The sequence below is a fragment of the Tateyamaria omphalii genome (assembly GCF_014651375.1).
Taxonomy (GTDB): domain Bacteria; phylum Pseudomonadota; class Alphaproteobacteria; order Rhodobacterales; family Rhodobacteraceae; genus Tateyamaria; species Tateyamaria omphalii.
The window spans coordinates 391,625-407,552 of sequence record NZ_BMWT01000003.1; the positions used below are offsets into that span (position 1 = coordinate 391,625).

Genomic DNA, 15,928 nt, shown 5'->3' on the forward strand with positions numbered 1-15,928 from the left:
CACACTGTGGCACGGAGTGGCTTGCGAATAGCGCATAGCGCAATTGCGTGCACTGAGGTATCAGGGGCGAAAGAGCAAGGGAGCCTCCTCATGCAAATGTCCGATACCCGCCAGATCGCCGCCACCCCGTCCGAGGTCTATGCGGCCCTTCTAAGCCCCGATGTTCTCAAGGCATGTGTTCCCGGCGCGACCGAGGTGACAGGCAGCCCCGAAGACGGCTTCGAAGCCACGGTGACGCAAAAAGTTGGACCGGTGAAGGCAACCTTCAAGGGCAAAGTGACGTTGTCCGAAATGCTTGAGAATCAAAGCCTTACGATCTCGGGTGAAGGGAAGGGTGGAGCCGCCGGATTTGCCAAGGGCGGGGCGGAGGTTCGCATGGCCGAAGTCGATGGAGGGACCGAATTGTCCTACGATGTTGAGGCAAAAGTGGGCGGCAAACTCGCCCAACTTGGTAGCCGCATCATCGACGGTTTCGCCAAGAAGATGGCAGACCAGTTCTTCACCAATCTTCAAGAAGCATTGGAAGGACCGGCGAACTCCGAGGGCGAAGCGGAGATGGAAGACGCACCGAAAAAGGGCTGGCTGGGCCGCTTGACGGGCAAAGAGTAAACACGCACATGCGGCTGTGCAGGGGCGCGCTGGCGTGGTGTTCCGGCTCGGCATAATCCTTTTCCACCCGAAAGACCCGGAGCATCCATGGCGGCGATCCTGAGTATCCAGAACCTGCGCAAATCCTATGCGGGTGGCTTTGAAGCGCTCAAAGGTGTCAACCTCGATATCGAGGAGGGCGAGATCATTGCGCTGCTCGGTCCGAACGGTGCGGGTAAGACAACCTTGATCTCAACGGTTTGCGGCATCACCATGCCAACTTCCGGATCGGTGACGGTTGCCGGATACGACATCTTGGATAACTACCGCCAAGCCCGCAGCCAGATTGGCTTGGTGCCGCAGGAAATTGCGCTGGAGCCCTTCGAAAAGGTCATCAACACGGTGCGTTTTTCCCGTGGCTTGTTCGGCAAAAGCCGCAAGGACAGCGCGGTCGAAGACATTCTGAAACGCCTGTCATTGTGGGACAAACGCGACAATCAGATCCGCGAATTGTCAGGGGGCATGAAACGGCGCGTGTTGATTGCCAAGGCGTTGGCTCACGAGCCGCGTGTGTTGTTTCTTGATGAGCCCACGGCGGGTGTCGACGTAGAACTGCGCAAGGACATGTGGGAAATTGTTGAACAATTGCGAGCCGACGGTGTCACGACAATTCTGACCACGCACTACATTGAAGAGGCCGAGGCTATCGCGGATCGAGTTGGGGTGATCAACAAGGGCGATATCTTGTTGGTTGAAGACAAGGATACCCTGATGGCGCGGATGGGAAGAAAGCAGTTGGATGTCCAGTTGACGACTCAATTGGACGCTGTGCCGGATGCTCTGTCTCTGTATGACTTGAGATTGGCCGACGATGGTTGGACTTTGAGCTACAGTTACGACGTGAATGCAGAGCGAACCGGTATCACCAAACTTCTTAACGATGTTCAAGAAGTGGGCCTTCAGCTTCGCGACGTTGTCACGCGGCAGTCCAGCCTCGAGGATATCTTTGTGTCACTGGTGAACGAACCGGAGGAAGTGGCATGAACTGGGCAGCGATCCGCGCCATTTACGTCTTTGAAATGGCAAGATTTTTCAGAACCATCGCGCAGTCCTTGATTTCGCCGGTACTGTCCACATCGCTTTACTTCGTGGTCTTTGGCGCTGCCATCGGTAGCCGTATTGATCAAGTCGAGGGTGTCAGCTACGGCGCGTTCATTGTGCCGGGGCTGATCATGTTGACGGTGATGACGCAGGGCATTTCCAATGCGTCATTCGGTATCTACTTTCCCAAGTTCATCGGGACGATCTACGAATTGCTGTCGGCTCCTGTAAGTTTCCTCGAGATTGTCATGGGGTATGTCGGAGCGGCGGCCACCAAGGCGATGTTTATCGGTATCGTTATCCTGACCACCTCGTTTTTCTTTGTCGATATCGAGATACAGAACCCAGCGGCCATGATCGCGTTTCTGCTGCTCACCTGCATCAGCTTCGCCCTTTTCGGTTTCATCATCGGCATCTGGGCGGGCAACTTCGAGCAGCTTCAACTCGTTCCATTGCTGGTGGTTACACCGCTGGTTTTCTTGGGCGGGTCTTTTTATTCCATCTCGATGCTGCCGCCTGTTTGGCAAACGATTTCGATGTTCAATCCGGTTGTGTATCTGATTTCTGGTTTTCGGTGGGCGTTCTTCGGGGTTGAGGATGTGCCGATACTGACGTCACTGGCAGCCATTGCACTCTTCACTTCACTGTGCCTGGGTACGGTCTGGTGGATTTTCAAGACAGGATGGCGCATTCGGCAATAACGTAACGGCGGGCAACTCCTTTCAATTGCGGCCTTGTTCTGCCGGGGGCTGCATTCTACATGGGCTTGGATGAAACGCTGGATCCCCTTCATGAAATCCGACCCGACAGTCGCCGTAGTGCGGCTGCAAGGGGTTATTGCCGGTGGCTCCCGTGGCGCCCTGAATGATCAGTCTTTGGCCAGTGCCATTGAAAAGGCGTTTAGTCGGGGCAAGCCCGTCGCTGTTGCACTTGAAATCAACTCGCCGGGCGGAAGCGCTGTTCAATCGTCTCTGATCGGCGCTCGCATTCGCAGGCTGTCCGTTGAAAAAGACGTGCCGGTTATTGCCTTTGTCGAGGACGTTGCCGCGTCGGGAGGGTACTGGTTGGCTGCAGCCGCTGATGAAATCTATGCGGATCCGTCATCGATTGTGGGATCTATCGGTGTGATCTCTGCCAGTTTCGGCGCACATGAGTTGCTGACGCGGCAGGGTGTCGAGCGTCGGGTTTACACCGCAGGCAAGTCCAAAAGCATGTTGGACCCATTCCGCCCAGAAAAACCTGAAGACGTTAAGCGCTTAAAGGGGTTGCTGAACGACATCCACACGAATTTTATAGATCATGTGAAAGCCCGCCGCGTGGGTAAGCTCGATGCGGAAACCGAGTTGTTTACCGGCGAGGTGTGGTTGGCGGAAAAAGCCAAATCGCTGGGTCTGATTGATGGGATCGGGCATTTGAAACCGATGATGCAGGACCGGTTTGGCGATAAGGTTACATTCCGCCGATATGGCGTACGGCGCCCGTTCTTTACCCGGTTGGGTGCGCAGGTGATGGATGATGCCGTATCGTCCATTGAAGAGCGCGCGGCCTACGCCAGGTTCGGGCTGTAACCATGATGTCCAAGATTGTCCTTCTGTTCCTTGCCTTCATCGCGGTGTTGGCCGTTTTTGGCAAGCTGCACTGGATAGGGGGCAGGCGCCTTGCCGCAGCCAAATGCACGTGCGGACGGTACCGAATTGGGAAGGGCAAGTGCAGTTGTGGACGGGGTGGCACCTGATGGCGGTTGCAATGCCGTGGCTTCTCAGCGGGCTTGGTCTCGTCATTCTTTTGCTGGCGGGTGACTCGCTGGTCAAAGGCGCGGTGAACCTTTCGCTCCGCCTTGGTGTACCTGCCCTGATCGTGAGCCTGACCATCGTTGCATTCGGGACATCCGCGCCTGAGCTCTTGATCGCTATCCAAGCCGTTCTGGAGGGCGCCCCGGGCATCGCCATAGGGAATGTGGTTGGTTCAAACACAGCCAATATCCTTCTGGTGCTGGGCATCCCTGCCTTGCTGGCGACAATGCACACGTCCGAATGTGAAACGAAAAAGACGTATAATTTCATGATCGCAGCGTCGATCTTGTTCATCGCGTTGGCATTCAGGGGCGTATTCGATTGGATCGCGGCGATTGTTTTACTGGCGGCACTTGCGTTCGTGCTGTGGGATGCCGCTCGCGAAGCCAGCGGCCATCGTGCGGCTTGTGCCGAGGCCACAACAGATGAAGAAGAAATCGAAGGTGTAGACCCGGACCTTCCCGGATGGCGCATTGCGATCTTTTTGATCCTTGGTTTGATTGGCCTGCCGCTTGGGGCGGATTTGTTGGTCGACAATGCAACGATCATTGCCAAGATGTATGGTGTCAGTGACACCGTGATTGGCCTTACCCTTGTGGCTGTGGGCACATCCCTACCTGAGTTGGCCACGACCGTAATGGCGGCACTTCGCAGGCAAGCGGATGTTGCGCTTGGCAATGTCATTGGGTCGAACATGTTCAACCTGCTCGCCATCATCGGTGTGGCCAGCTTTGTTGGATCTATCCCCGTAGACTCCGCATTCCTGAGGTTTGATCTGTGGGTGATGTTGGGGGCTTCGATCCTGCTGGTGCCATTTGTGTATTTGCGCCGCGATATCACGCGGGTGTGGGGCGTTGTCTTGACCGTCCTTTATCTGGCCTATCTGGCTATCGTACTAAGCTGATCTCAAAGGGGAGGGTGCGAAGATGCGCGCACTAGTAACAGGGGCAGGGCACCGCCTCGGCCGGGCCATGGCTGTGTATCTTGCTGGCCGCGGATATGATGTTGCCGTGCATTATTCCAGCTCTGACAAGGGCGCGCGTGAATCCGTCGCCAAGATCGAAGCCAAGGGGCAGCGCGGCGTTGCATTGCAAGCCAACCTGCTGGTCGAAGCTGATACACAAGCTCTGTTCGGGCGCGCCGTCGATGCGCTGGGTGGCCCAATCACCTGCCTTGTGAACAATGCTTCCATTTTCGAATATGATACCGTGGAAAGCGCCACCCGGGACAGTTGGGATCGGCATATTGAAAGCAATCTGCGCGCGCCGTTCGTGCTGACGCAAGCAATGGCAGCCCAGGGATTGGCGCCTACACATGATGACAAGAATGAGCCAGTTGCCAATGGCTTGATTCTGAACATGGTGGATCAACGTGTGCGCAAGCTGACACCCGAGTTCATGACCTATACCATCGCCAAGATGGGGCTTTGGGCGTTGACACAGACCAGCGCGCGGGCACTTGCGCCCGCGATCCGCGTAAACGCGATTGGGCCGGGTCCGACATTGCAGGGCGGCCGTCAAAGCGCTGAGCACTTTTCCAAGCAACGGTCGGCAACAGTTCTCGAGCGCGGATCCAACCCGGCCGACATCGTCGCTGCGTTGGGGTACTTCCTCGATTCACCCGGCATCACGGGGCAGCTTTTGTGCGTTGATGGTGGGCAGCATTTGGCGTGGGAAACGCCCGATGTGATTGGCGTCGAATAGGTGACGTTAGGTGAGTTTTGCACTGGATTCATTTTGGTTACAAAACTGTTACCAAAAGCCTTTTGATTTCAGTGACTTGCTGTGCGTGGAGTAAAAAAGTGTTTTTAAACAGGGGGATAGATATGTGCCTAAAAATTAGGCATTTCAGTGAACCGTCCAAAAAACAAAGAAAAATCCGGAACGCCCAGAAGTTACCCGCACACTTATCCACATGATCCGTGGATGCAAGTATGCTTGATTGGTCAGTCAATTCAGTGCAGCCAAAAGAGAAGAGACGGCACGAATCGCATGGTGAACAACGAGCCCCCCACACCCGCCCAAATTGAACATCCCGCGCCGGTTGGGCACGAGGTGATCCAAAGCTATCTCAAGACACTGGACTCGTCCCCGGGCGTTTACCGAATGCTCGATCGCGAAAGCCGGGTGCTTTATGTGGGTAAAGCGCGCAATCTGCGCGCGCGGGTGTCCAACTACGCGCGCGCCTCGGGTCATAGTGCCCGGATCGCCCGAATGATCTCGATGACCGCGTCGATGATGTTTCTGACCACGCGGACCGAGACGGAGGCTCTGCTGCTTGAGCAGAACCTGATCAAGCAGCTCAAGCCGAAGTTCAACGTGTTGCTGCGCGACGACAAAAGCTTTCCCAACATCCTGGTGACTGGTGACCATCCCTTTGCCCAGATCAAAAAGCATCGCGGCGCCAAAAAGCAAAAGGGTGCATATTACGGCCCCTTTGCCAGTGCGGGGGCGGTCAACCGAACGCTGAACCAGCTGCAAAAGGTATTCCTGTTGCGCAACTGCACGGATTCGATGTTCGAAAGTCGCACTCGCCCATGCTTGCTGTATCAGATCAAACGGTGTTCGGGTCCTTGTGTTGGGCTGATCTCGGAAACTGACTATGGCCAATCGGTCAAAGACGCTGAGCGTTTTCTGACCGGCAAGTCCACGGACATTCAGGCGAAGCTTGCAACACAGATGCAAGAGGCCTCTGAAGCAATGGAGTTCGAACGCGCCGCGGCAGTACGCGACCGTATTCGAGCGATGACGCAAGTACAGTCGGCGCAGGGCATCAATCCACGCGGTGTGACCGAGGCAGATATCGTTGCTCTTCACATGGACAGCGGGCAGGCTTGTGTGCAGGTGTTCTTCATCCGGGCGAACCAGAACTGGGGCAACCGCGATTTTTACCCTCGTGTCGGTGCGGATGTGGACGCAGCAGAGGTTCTCGAGGCATTCCTCGGTCAGTTTTACGATACAAAGGAACCGCCGAGACAGCTGATCCTGTCGAATGAGATCGAGAACCCCGACCTGATGGCAGAGGCGTTGACCCAAAAACTGGGCCGCAAGGTCGAGTTGTTGGTGCCGCAGCGCGGGGAGAAGGCGGAACTGGTCGACTCGGCGCTGCGCAATGCTCGGGAAAGCTTAGCACGCAAGATGGCCGAGAGCGCGACACAGGCCAAGTTGTTGCGTGGTCTTGCCGATGCGTTTGAGCTGCCCGAACCGCCCGCCCGGATTGAGGTTTACGACAACTCGCACATTCAAGGCACCAATGCTGTGGGAGCGATGATCGTCGCTGGCCCGGACGGGTTCATGAAAAACAGTTACCGCAAGTTCAACATTCGTGGGGACGACCTGACGCCCGGCGACGATTTTGGCATGATGAAGGAAGTGCTGCACCGCCGCTTCAAACGCTTGTTGTCTGAAGACCCCGATCGGGCCAAGGGCATGTGGCCCGACCTTCTGTTGATTGATGGCGGGGCAGGGCAGGTGAGCGCCGTTGCCCAGATCATGGCCGAGCATGGGGTCGAGGATATCCCGATGGTAGGCGTCGCAAAAGGTGTGGATCGGGATGCGGGGAAAGAGGAATTTCACCGCGTCGGCCAACGCCCGTTCGCCCTGCGTCACAACGATCCGGTACTCTATTTCGTGCAACGCATGCGCGACGAAGCGCACCGATTTGCAATTGGTACGCATCGCGCCAAACGTGCCAAGTCAAACATGAAAAACCCGCTGGACGACATTCCAGGTGTGGGTGCGTCGCGCAAGCGCGCCCTTTTGGCTCATTTCGGCTCGGCCAAGGCTGTCAGCCGTGCCAACCTCGCAGACCTCAAGGCAGTGGATGGTGTGTCGGAAGGATTGGCGCAGAAAGTCTATGATTTCTTCCACGATCAATAGGGTTCGTCTTTGCGACCCTCCATATGATCCATCGGCTCTTCCCGCTCCCTCAACTTCAGGCTAGACCTGCCACATGATCTGGAACATTCCCAACATCCTGACGACACTTCGTCTGATCGCAGCGCCGCTTGTGGCGGTCATGTTCCTCTATTTTACGCGGCCCTACGCGGACATTTTGGCCGTGATCCTGTTCGTGGGGGCTGCCATCACGGACTGGTTCGATGGCTACCTTGCCCGAGCTTGGGGCCAGCAGACAAAGCTTGGTACAATGCTTGACCCCATCGCGGACAAGGCGATGGTGGTGATTGCCCTAATGGTCATCATCGGCTTTTCAAGCTGGTCGCCGTGGCTGGTGCTGCCTGCAACCATGATCCTGTTCCGCGAAGTGTTTGTGTCAGGCCTGCGTGAGTATCTGGGCGACACGGCTGGGACATTGAGTGTCACGAAACTCGCGAAGTGGAAAACCACCCTCCAGATGATCGCAATAGCGGTGCTGTTTTCTCAAGGCGTGTTTGAGCATTACTTCGGTATGTCTGTTTGGGGCATGGACGACGAGATGGTCATCGCCATCCTGAATGGGGACGAACCGGATCACCTGGGGCTGACGTGGAAGCTGGCCGGTGCCGATTGGTCAGGCCGTATAGGCCTTTGGTTGCTGTGGATCGCCGCCGCACTTACCTTTATCACCGGGTGGGACTACTTCCGTAAGGCCATGCCGCATTTGAAAGGGTGACAAGGATGGATGTGCTGTATTTCGCCTGGGTCCGCGAACGGATCGGCATTCCGCGCGAAGCGGTCGAGACCAAGGCTTCGACAGTGATGGACCTCGTCGACGAGTTGCGCGGACGCGAAGAACGTTACGCCGCAGCCTTTGCGGACATCTCGGCCCTGCGCGTCGCAGTGGACCAGCAATTGACCGATTTTGACACGCCTTTGGCGGGTGCGCGCGAGGTTGCTTTTTTCCCGCCGATGACAGGCGGCTAGCGCCATGCGGATCGTTGTACAGGACATCCCGTTTGATTTCGGAGCCGAAGCTGCCGCGTTTGCCGAAGGTCGAGCTGAGTCCGGGGCTGTTGTCACTTTCACAGGCATCGTTCGTGACGTGGACGGCGGGTTAAAGGCGATGGAGATTGAGCATTATCCCGGTATGACCGAAGGCGCCCTGAGCGAAATTGCGGGCCAGGCGATGAGCCGTTGGTCGCTTGAGGACGCGTTAGTGATCCACCGGCATGGACGGCTTGAAGTGGGCGAGATGATCATGATGGTCGCAACAGCGGCGCGGCACCGAAAACATGCGTTCGAGGCCGCGGAGTTTTTAATGGACTACCTCAAATCCCGTGCACCCTTCTGGAAGCGAGAGATTACGAAGGACGGCGCCGAATGGGTCGCGGCGCGGGACGAAGATGAAGATGCCCTGACACGCTGGTAACGGCGGATCAAGATCCGCCTTACGACGTCAATCGAATGAGAAGAGACAGAAGAAGGTTTGGGGCAGCGAATTGAAATCCGCGTTACGAGCAACCTGGTAACGCGGATCTTTATCCGCCATTGTCCTCAGCTCGCCTGCTGCCGGTCGATCCAGGCGCGCAGCTCTTCTGCCTCATGACGCGCGTCGCGCAACCCATCCATCGCAGCACGCAATTCGGCTTCTGTTTGGCTCAGCTGGTTTGTCAACTCAGCTTCGCGCTGCTGCAGGTAGGTGATGGCTTGATCACGTGTTTCTTCAGCCTCGTGCAGCTCCTGGCTCATGCGGTCCAGTTCGGCGACGTCACCAGCTGCCACGCGGGTAAAGCGATGTATCAGCCAGTTGGCGAACCAGCCAAGGCAAAACGCAATGAAAAGAATGATGGCTGTCGCAATGACAAACTCAGTTCTGCTCATCGTCCTGTCCTTCGGCGCTGTCCTCGGTGCCCGCCTCTGTATCGCCTGTTCCGGCAAGGGTTTCCAGCGTTGTTTCGCCTTCTGGTAACGAAGGTGTGGGTCGAATGAGCTTGAATTCGATGCGCCGGTTGGCTTCACGGCCTTCGTCGGTGTCATTTTCGGCGATTGGATCGGTTTCGCCATACCCTTTGGCTGAATAAGTTGATGTCAGCACGCGTCGCGCACGCAACTCGTTTAAAACTGATTGTGCCCGCGCCTGACTGAGGTTCAAGTTCATTTCTTCGCGGCCCTGGCTGTCCGTATGGCCCTGGATCTCCAGTCGTATGTCTCCGCACTGACGAAGCACTTCGGCTATGTCATCCATCGTGCCAAGGGCGCTGGCATCAATCGTGGCGCTGCCTGGCTCGAAGCTGATCTTGGAGGAAGACAGGATCGTCGCAATCTCTGCCTCGCATTCGTCCGGGGTCGGCAACGCTGCCACAGGGTCGAGCTTCTCTTGGTAGATGACACGGATGTCGAACTCTTCCGCTTCTCCCAATTTCGAAGCGAGCAATGAGGCGATGTTCGTGCTGGCTTTTGGATTGCCGGTGTTGCCAGACACGGTCAACGTATCGGGTGTCACCGTCACTGCACCGTTCGAAAGCTTTGACAGGGCCTCAAGCCCGGTGAGCACGCGAACGGGCCAGTTCGATGGAAGGTCGTTCACGATGCGCGTTGCGGTATACACGCTGTCAGAGCCGAACGCGGCCTGCGCGTAGCTGTCCACCAGTGAGCGCAGGTTTTCATCCGAAATTCGGCCGCGCAATTGTACGAGTCCTTCCGGGCTGAGCGTGGCGATGAATTCCGGAGGGCCTTGGCTCGGGTCAACTGTTTCCGGCAGTTTTGCATAGAGCGCGAAGACCTCTGGCAGTTCATTCTCCAATTCGCCGACCACGCGATCAAAGTTGGCCTGCGGCGTCCCCTCGGCAGCAATTAGGGTGATGTCGGCGTCCGAAAACGTTACCGATCCCGCGCCCAACTTGGAAAGTGCAGCGATTGACTGTGTAACGGCGACGCTCCACTTCGGGCTAGGCACGCCCATTCCAACGGTGCACGTCGCAGACCCGGTCAATCCCGCGTCGAGAGCCGCGGACACAATTTGTGTGCGGGCAGCTTCTGTATCGGCAGAGCATGCGTCAAATCGCGTTCCGCTGTCGTCCTTTACCAGCCGCAGCGTGAATGGCGTGATCACAGGGCGGGGGGCCGCAATGTCAAGAGCAACACGGAGCCCGGGCGGCGCGGCGCGATTCAGTTGTTTCTCGAGCTGCGCCTTAGCCTCGGCGCTGTCCGTAATGGCCCGGATGGATACGCGCCCCGCCGTGACCGATACCTTGGCGCGCGGCAAACGCTCCATTGCCGCAAGCGCAAATCCCAGGGAATCTTCCCAACCGCCTGGCGCAGGATAGTCTGCCACTTCGATCAGGTCTGTTACGGGTACATCACCGGCAATCGCTGTGATGCGATCTACTATCGCTGTTCGATCCGTCGTGGCGGGTATCAATCCGATAATGGAAAACCCGGCGTCATTGCGGAGAATTTCGGCTGAGAAACGGGGCGGGGCGATAGCTGCCGCTGCTTCCACTTCCATCTCGTCGATAACACGGGCGGCATCCACAACGCTGCCAGCTGTCGAAAGTGCCGCAAAACGAACCGCTTCAGTAGGGGCAATGCCTGCCAGAGTGACTTGCAGGCCATCAGCTTGGACCTCGGCCCATGTCAAACCTGCTGTGTCAAGCGCGTCCCGTACGCCAATTTCCGAATTTTCTTCGATCAATTTGACTGAGAGGTTGGCTGTTACCAATGCGAGTACAGCCGCCACGGCGAACGTGGTAACAACGATCAGAAGGGACGACAAACGCATGACATGCAACCCTTTCTCAGGTCAGGTGCGCGGCCCGGTTTACGCGGCTTGGCGCGAGGGTTCAATCATACGAGTAGCGCCGCACAGAAAAAGAGGAGCGGAATCGCGCCCGTATCCCGGTTGGCCCGAAACAGTTGCAGGCATTTTTTCGGGTCTTCAATGTCCAGTCCGCGCAGTTGCCATGCCATGTGCCAGCCCATGGCCCAAGGTCCCGTAAGGGCCAGTACCATTGCCAGCACATTGGCCGCATCGACAGCAGCAAAGATCACCGCGATCCCCATGAGGCCTACGGTCGCCATCAGGAATCGGCGCAGCCATGGCGCAGTGTTCTCTCCAAAAAGGCGCGCGGTCGATTTGACACCGATCAGGGCGTCGTCTTCGGTGTCCTGATGGGCATAGATCGTGTCATAAAACAGGGTCCATGCAATCCCGGCGAGGTATAGAACCACGGCAGGGGCTTCCAACTGCCCCGTATGGGCGGTCCAAGCCAATAGGGCGCCCCAGTTGAAAGCAAGTCCCAGAAACACCTGCGGCCACCAGGTAAACCGCTTGGCAAAGGGATAGACCGCAACAGGCAGCAGGGCGAGAACGCCCAACAGGATGGCGGCGGCGTTGAAGGTCAGTAGAATGGCAAAGGCAATCAGTGATTGCAGGAACATCCAGATCATGGCGCCGCGCACGGTGACCTGACCAGACGGAATGGGGCGCGACCGCGTGCGCTCCACCTGTCCATCAAAGTCACGGTCGGTGATGTCGTTCCACGTGCAACCCGCGCCGCGCATCAGCCACGCGCCCAATGCGCATCCAATTGCAATCCACGCATCTTCCCATCGCGGGCTTTGATCGTGGATCATAGCCAACGTCAGTCCCCACAAGCAGGGCAGCAGCAGCAGCCATGTCCCAATGGGCCGATCCGCACGGCTTAGGCGCAGGTAAGGGCGGCTCCAAGCTGGGGCCAGCGTATCAACCCAATTGTCTGATACAGCGTCGGCGACTTGTCCATCTGGTGATGGCTGCGAGTTGGTCATATGTAGGGGCCTATGAGTGAAGCCAAGATCCGCCTTTATGTAGAACACCCCTTGGGACAGGGGCAATCGGTTCAACTGTCGCGGGATCAGGCCCATTATCTCTTTGGCGTGATGCGCCTGACCCTGGGGGCAGCAGTCTTGCTGTTTAACGGGCAGGATGGGGAATGGCGGGCCACGGTAGTCGAAGCAGGCAAGCGTGGCGGCGCACTTCATTGCGAGGTTCAGACCCGCCCCCTGCAAGTGCCGCCGGATTTGTGGTTGATGTTTGCCCCGATCAAGAAGGCACGCACGGACTTCATTGTTGAAAAGGCGGCCGAGATGGGCGCGCGGCGGATTGTGCCAGTTCAGACCGATTTTACCAACGCGGGGCGCGTGCAGCGCGACCGTCTGCAGGCCCACGCGGTCGAGGCGGCAGAACAATGCGGTGGCACCTATGTGGCAGAGGTCACGGATATGGTGCGCCTCGACCGCGCGCTGGCCGATTTGGGCGAGCGAAAGGTGATGTTTTGTGACGAGGCCCTGGCGGAGGCGGAGGACACCTCCGCCTTACTGGACACTCCCGGGCCTTGGGCGATCCTGATCGGGCCAGAGGGTGGGTTTTCTGAAAGAGAACGTGCCCGGTTGCATAGGCTGGAGGCAGCGTATGCCGTGCAATTGGGACCACGTATTCTGCGCGCCGATACGGCGGCTGTCGCCGCACTGACAGTCTGGCAGCAGACGTTGGGGGATTGGCGGTGAACGTATTGGCTCCAAACGGTCTTTGCCGCGCTAGACCCGACGATGCCCCAGCCATTGAACGTTTCCTGTCCAGGTATTCCGAGACATCCATGTTCCTGCGGTCCAATCTGGCCGAATGGGGGATCGGAAATGCGGACAGCGCGCATGCAACGGACTATGTTCTTTGGCGCGATGATGGTTCAAAGATCAGTGCCGTCTTTGGTCTAACGAAATCTGGTTATCTTTTGGTGCAGATGCCGGATCAGATCTCAGATCTCAGATCTTTGAAGCCCTTCTGGTCTGGGCGCAAGGTTATCGGTATGAGCGGCGCGTCGGATCAGGTCACGCATGTTTTGTCCGCATTGGGTTTTAGGCCTAGTGACCAGGATATGGCCGAGGATGAGCCGTTGCTTGCTCTCGACTTGAACAAACTCGAGCCGGCGCACGACACGTTACGATCGCCACGCATGGGGGATCGGAATCTGCTTTTGAAATGGTTCTCGGGTTATGGCGCGGATACTGGACTGCCCTTTGCCGACGCGGACATTGAGCATCGAGTCGAGCGTGCTCTGAGGGATGGGCATGTGCAAATACTCGAAGAGGATGGGCGCCCGGTTGCGATGACATCGACGAATGCGGTTGTAGATGACACAGTCCAAATTGGAGGTGTGTTTGTGCCCGAGTCGCTGCGAAACCGGGGCTATGGCCGCAGGGTTGTTGCAGCACAGTTGGCCCAGGCGCGGGATAACGGGGCGCGCCGCGCAATTCTGTTTGCCGCGAGCAAGGCGGCTGAAGCGGCCTATGTTGCCATTGGGTTTCATCGCATCGGCACATATCGCGTCGTGATTTTAAAAACACCAAAGACAATTGGGAAGGCTCATTGATGTTCTTCAGATCCGAAGCAAAAGCCACCCTGTGGCGCTGGCGCGAGGTGCTGGCGGGTGTTGCGCTGGCGATCCTAGCGCTTTGGTGGCTGGCCCAGGCGCGAGGTGTGCTGGGGTATATTGCTCCGGTCATGCTGGTGGGGGCAGGGGCGTTGATCATGGTTGGTCTTCAACGCGGCCGCTTTCGCGGGGCAGGTGGCGGGCTTGGCACTGTGCAGGTGGACGAAGGCGAGGTGACGTATTTCGGCCCTCTCAGCGGCGGATCGGTGTCCTTGCGCGAAGTGCAGCGTGTGACATTGGACGGGGCACAGTCCCCTGCGCATTGGCGTCTCGATCAACCACATCACCCGCCGCTGATGATCCCGGTGGACGCCGACGGGGCAGATGCGCTGTTTGACGCCTTTGCCGCGCTGCCAGGGTTAAGAACCGAACGGATGCTGGCCCAGCTTCGAGCGGGTGCGGGCGAACCCGTCCTGATATGGGAACGCAGCGCTCCTACGCTGGCGCAAATGCAGCCGCGCGGGCGGGCATGATGTCTTGCGTCCAAGGGGGGACCTGCGCGCGGATGCGCACGACCCCGTGATTTGGTGCACGGCTGCCGTGCATTGACACCCTCGGCAATTCGCACCATCCCTTGCAGCCTGAGACAAAGAAATGCGGAGCGCCCCATGTCCATTCCTCAGTCCGGTGGCGGGCCAATCGAACATCATGACCAGCTGGCGCAATACCTGGCAGATGGATGCAAGCCCAAGGCAGACTGGCGCATCGGCACCGAACACGAAAAGTTTGGCTATTGCCGTGACACGCTCAAACCGCTGCCCTATGAAGGCGCGCGATCGATCGAGGCGGTACTCAGCGCCCTGCGAGATCGTCATAACTGGGCGGAACTGCGTGAAGGCGGCAAACTGATTGGTCTGGAAAAGGACGGGGCAAACATCTCGCTCGAACCCGGTGGTGCGCTTGAACTCTCTGGTGCCCCGCTCGAAACGATCCATGAAACGTGTGACGAGGTTAATCAGCACCTACGCGAGGTGATGGACATCGCCAACGAGATCGGCGTCGGTTTCATCGGACTTGGTGCCGCACCGATCTGGACCCACGAAGAAATGCCGCTGATGCCCAAGGGGCGCTACAAGCTGATGGATGCCTACATGGGCAAGGTCGGCACCATGGGGCGCACGATGATGCGGCGCACTTGTACCGTGCAGGTCAACCTGGACTTCGAGTCAGAGGCCGACATGGTTCAAAAAATGCGCGTTGCCGTGGCCTTGCAGCCGGTTGCGGTGGCTTTGTTTGCCAACTCACCTTTCTTCGAAAACAAGTTGAACGGTCACAAATCCTGGCGCAGCCGAGTTTGGCGTGACCTTGATCCGGCGCGCACTGGCATGGTGCCATTCGTGTTCGAGGATGGCTTCGGTTTTGAACGCTGGGTAGAATACGCGCTGGATGTGCCGATGTACTTCGTCTACCGCGACGGCCAATACATCGATGCGCTGGGCCAGTCCTTCCGCGACTTTCTTAAAGGTGAACTGCCTGCGTTGCCTGGAGAAACGCCGCTGCTCAGCGACTGGGCCGATCATCTGACAACGGCTTTCCCCGAGGCACGGGTCAAGAAGTTCATTGAAATGCGCGGGGCGGATGGTGGCCCTTGGCGGCGCCTGTGTGCCTTGCCCGCTTTCTGGGTTGGCCTGACCTATGACCAGACGGCTTTGGACGCGGCATGGGAGCTCGTTAAGGGGCTCGATGCCGAGACACGTGAAGGATTGCGCGTTGCAGCCTCGGTTGACGGGTTACAAGCCGAGGTGAATGGGGTCAGGATGCACGACCTTGCTCGTGAGGCGGTTGCGATTTCCCACGCGGGGCTGCAGGCGCGTGCCCGTCCCGGTGCCGGAGGTTTGGTGCCGGACGAGACCCATTTCCTGAACGCTCTGCAGGAAAGTGTTGAAACGGGCAAAGCGCCTGCGGACGAGTTGCTGGATCATTACCATGGAGATTGGAAGGGCGACATCAGTCGGGTGTTTTCTGAATACTCTTATTGACAGCCATAATCCTGCCGCAAGACGCAACGACAGGCCTCAAATCAATGTGAAAACAGTGCCTTGCCCGCTTGAATGAAAGTGACATGCCGTTGGCGCAGTTGAATTCAGTCGCCCACCTC

The 15,928-nt window shown here is 57.7% G+C and carries 17 protein-coding genes; 14 read left to right on the plus strand and 3 right to left on the minus strand.

Annotated elements, in window-relative coordinates:
- Positions 1-90: 90 nt before the first annotated feature.
- The 10 genes from IE087_RS12605 (at position 91) to IE087_RS12650 (ending at position 8,789) form a co-directional block, all read left to right on the plus strand.
- Positions 91-609 carry an SRPBCC family protein gene (locus IE087_RS12605; protein ID WP_189369699.1) on the plus strand — a complete coding sequence of 173 codons (519 nt, stop codon included), beginning with the start codon at positions 91-93 and terminating at the stop codon, positions 607-609.
- An 87-nt stretch (positions 610-696) separates the two neighbouring features.
- A complete protein-coding gene (locus tag IE087_RS12610; protein WP_189369700.1) occupies positions 697-1,632 on the plus strand; it encodes an ABC transporter ATP-binding protein in 936 nt (311 codons plus the stop codon).
- On the plus strand, positions 1,629-2,390 hold the full coding sequence (locus tag IE087_RS12615; protein ID WP_189369701.1) for an ABC transporter permease: 762 nt from the start codon (positions 1,629-1,631) through the stop codon (positions 2,388-2,390). Before IE087_RS12610 ends, IE087_RS12615 begins: the two co-directional genes overlap by 4 nt.
- Before the next feature lie 69 nt (positions 2,391-2,459).
- Positions 2,460-3,257, plus strand: a complete 798-nt coding sequence (locus IE087_RS12620; RefSeq protein ID WP_189369702.1) for a S49 family peptidase — start codon at positions 2,460-2,462, stop codon at positions 3,255-3,257.
- A gap of 178 nt (positions 3,258-3,435) precedes the next feature.
- Positions 3,436-4,386, plus strand: a complete 951-nt coding sequence (locus IE087_RS12625) for a calcium/sodium antiporter (RefSeq protein WP_189369979.1) — start codon at positions 3,436-3,438, stop codon at positions 4,384-4,386.
- A gap of 22 nt (positions 4,387-4,408) precedes the next feature.
- Positions 4,409-5,185 carry an SDR family oxidoreductase gene (locus tag IE087_RS12630; protein WP_189369703.1) on the plus strand — a complete coding sequence of 259 codons (777 nt, stop codon included), beginning with the start codon at positions 4,409-4,411 and terminating at the stop codon, positions 5,183-5,185.
- 288 nt (positions 5,186-5,473) lie between these two features.
- Complete coding sequence (gene uvrC / locus IE087_RS12635) at positions 5,474-7,360, plus strand: excinuclease ABC subunit UvrC (protein WP_189369704.1); 1,887 nt, start codon at positions 5,474-5,476, stop codon at positions 7,358-7,360.
- A 73-nt stretch (positions 7,361-7,433) separates the two neighbouring features.
- Positions 7,434-8,093: a CDP-diacylglycerol--glycerol-3-phosphate 3-phosphatidyltransferase gene (gene pgsA / locus IE087_RS12640; protein WP_189369705.1), complete on the plus strand. Its 660-nt coding sequence runs from the start codon at positions 7,434-7,436 to the stop codon at positions 8,091-8,093.
- A 5-nt stretch (positions 8,094-8,098) separates the two neighbouring features.
- Positions 8,099-8,344, plus strand: coding sequence for a molybdopterin converting factor subunit 1 (gene moaD, locus IE087_RS12645; RefSeq protein ID WP_189369706.1), 246 nt, complete (start codon positions 8,099-8,101; stop codon positions 8,342-8,344).
- A gap of 4 nt (positions 8,345-8,348) precedes the next feature.
- On the plus strand, positions 8,349-8,789 hold the full coding sequence (locus tag IE087_RS12650) for a molybdenum cofactor biosynthesis protein MoaE (protein ID WP_189369707.1): 441 nt from the start codon (positions 8,349-8,351) through the stop codon (positions 8,787-8,789).
- Positions 8,790-8,914: 125 nt separating this feature from the next.
- Here IE087_RS12650 and IE087_RS12655 read toward each other — a convergent pair whose 3' ends face one another.
- The 3 genes from IE087_RS12655 to ubiA form a co-directional block, all read right to left on the minus strand.
- Positions 8,915-9,241, minus strand: coding sequence for a hypothetical protein (locus IE087_RS12655; RefSeq protein WP_189369708.1), 327 nt, complete (start codon positions 9,239-9,241; stop codon positions 8,915-8,917).
- The gene (locus IE087_RS12660; protein WP_189369709.1) at positions 9,228-11,141 is read right to left on the minus strand and encodes an OmpA family protein; all 1,914 of its coding nucleotides are present in this window, start codon (positions 11,139-11,141) and stop codon (positions 9,228-9,230) included. The genes IE087_RS12655 and IE087_RS12660 overlap by 14 nt, the downstream gene beginning before the upstream one ends.
- Before the next feature lie 65 nt (positions 11,142-11,206).
- Positions 11,207-12,169 carry a 4-hydroxybenzoate octaprenyltransferase gene (ubiA, locus tag IE087_RS12665; protein ID WP_189369710.1) on the minus strand — a complete coding sequence of 321 codons (963 nt, stop codon included), beginning with the start codon at positions 12,167-12,169 and terminating at the stop codon, positions 11,207-11,209.
- Positions 12,170-12,181: 12 nt separating this feature from the next.
- Between ubiA and IE087_RS12670 the strand changes: the two genes are divergently transcribed.
- The 4 genes from IE087_RS12670 to IE087_RS12685 all read left to right on the plus strand — a co-directional run bounded on the left by IE087_RS12670 (position 12,182) and on the right by IE087_RS12685 (position 15,809).
- A complete protein-coding gene (locus tag IE087_RS12670) occupies positions 12,182-12,907 on the plus strand; it encodes a 16S rRNA (uracil(1498)-N(3))-methyltransferase (protein WP_189369711.1) in 726 nt (241 codons plus the stop codon).
- An 89-nt stretch (positions 12,908-12,996) separates the two neighbouring features.
- Positions 12,997-13,770, plus strand: a complete 774-nt coding sequence (locus IE087_RS12675; protein WP_189369712.1) for a GNAT family N-acetyltransferase — start codon at positions 12,997-12,999, stop codon at positions 13,768-13,770.
- The gene (locus IE087_RS12680; protein ID WP_308425462.1) at positions 13,770-14,303 is read left to right on the plus strand and encodes a hypothetical protein; all 534 of its coding nucleotides are present in this window, start codon (positions 13,770-13,772) and stop codon (positions 14,301-14,303) included. The genes IE087_RS12675 and IE087_RS12680 overlap by 1 nt, the downstream gene beginning before the upstream one ends.
- A gap of 135 nt (positions 14,304-14,438) precedes the next feature.
- The gene (locus IE087_RS12685) at positions 14,439-15,809 is read left to right on the plus strand and encodes a glutamate--cysteine ligase (protein ID WP_189369714.1); all 1,371 of its coding nucleotides are present in this window, start codon (positions 14,439-14,441) and stop codon (positions 15,807-15,809) included.
- Positions 15,810-15,928: the final 119 nt, after the last annotated feature.

Excerpts from the sequence above, each read along its gene's own strand:
- IE087_RS12625 (WP_189369979.1), top strand. The coding sequence starts at position 3,436 with ATGCCGTGGCTTCTCAGCGGGCTTGGTCTCGTCATTCTTTTGCTGGCG.
- IE087_RS12615 (WP_189369701.1), top strand. The coding sequence starts at position 1,629 with ATGAACTGGGCAGCGATCCGCGCCATTTACGTCTTTGAAATGGCAAGA.
- uvrC (WP_189369704.1), top strand. The coding sequence starts at position 5,474 with ATGGTGAACAACGAGCCCCCCACACCCGCCCAAATTGAACATCCCGCG.
- IE087_RS12670 (WP_189369711.1), top strand. The coding sequence starts at position 12,182 with ATGAGTGAAGCCAAGATCCGCCTTTATGTAGAACACCCCTTGGGACAG.
- IE087_RS12685 (WP_189369714.1), top strand. The coding sequence starts at position 14,439 with ATGTCCATTCCTCAGTCCGGTGGCGGGCCAATCGAACATCATGACCAG.
- IE087_RS12680 (WP_308425462.1), top strand. The coding sequence starts at position 13,770 with ATGTTCTTCAGATCCGAAGCAAAAGCCACCCTGTGGCGCTGGCGCGAG.
- IE087_RS12660 (WP_189369709.1), bottom strand. The coding sequence starts at position 11,141 with ATGCGTTTGTCGTCCCTTCTGATCGTTGTTACCACGTTCGCCGTGGCG.
- IE087_RS12610 (WP_189369700.1), top strand. The coding sequence starts at position 697 with ATGGCGGCGATCCTGAGTATCCAGAACCTGCGCAAATCCTATGCGGGT.
- IE087_RS12655 (WP_189369708.1), bottom strand. The coding sequence starts at position 9,241 with ATGAGCAGAACTGAGTTTGTCATTGCGACAGCCATCATTCTTTTCATT.
- IE087_RS12675 (WP_189369712.1), top strand. The coding sequence starts at position 12,997 with ATGTTCCTGCGGTCCAATCTGGCCGAATGGGGGATCGGAAATGCGGAC.
- ubiA (WP_189369710.1), bottom strand. The coding sequence starts at position 12,169 with ATGACCAACTCGCAGCCATCACCAGATGGACAAGTCGCCGACGCTGTA.
- moaD (WP_189369706.1), top strand. The coding sequence starts at position 8,099 with ATGGATGTGCTGTATTTCGCCTGGGTCCGCGAACGGATCGGCATTCCG.
- IE087_RS12650 (WP_189369707.1), top strand. The coding sequence starts at position 8,349 with ATGCGGATCGTTGTACAGGACATCCCGTTTGATTTCGGAGCCGAAGCT.
- IE087_RS12630 (WP_189369703.1), top strand. The coding sequence starts at position 4,409 with ATGCGCGCACTAGTAACAGGGGCAGGGCACCGCCTCGGCCGGGCCATG.
- pgsA (WP_189369705.1), top strand. The coding sequence starts at position 7,434 with ATGATCTGGAACATTCCCAACATCCTGACGACACTTCGTCTGATCGCA.
- IE087_RS12620 (WP_189369702.1), top strand. The coding sequence starts at position 2,460 with ATGAAACGCTGGATCCCCTTCATGAAATCCGACCCGACAGTCGCCGTA.
- IE087_RS12605 (WP_189369699.1), top strand. The coding sequence starts at position 91 with ATGCAAATGTCCGATACCCGCCAGATCGCCGCCACCCCGTCCGAGGTC.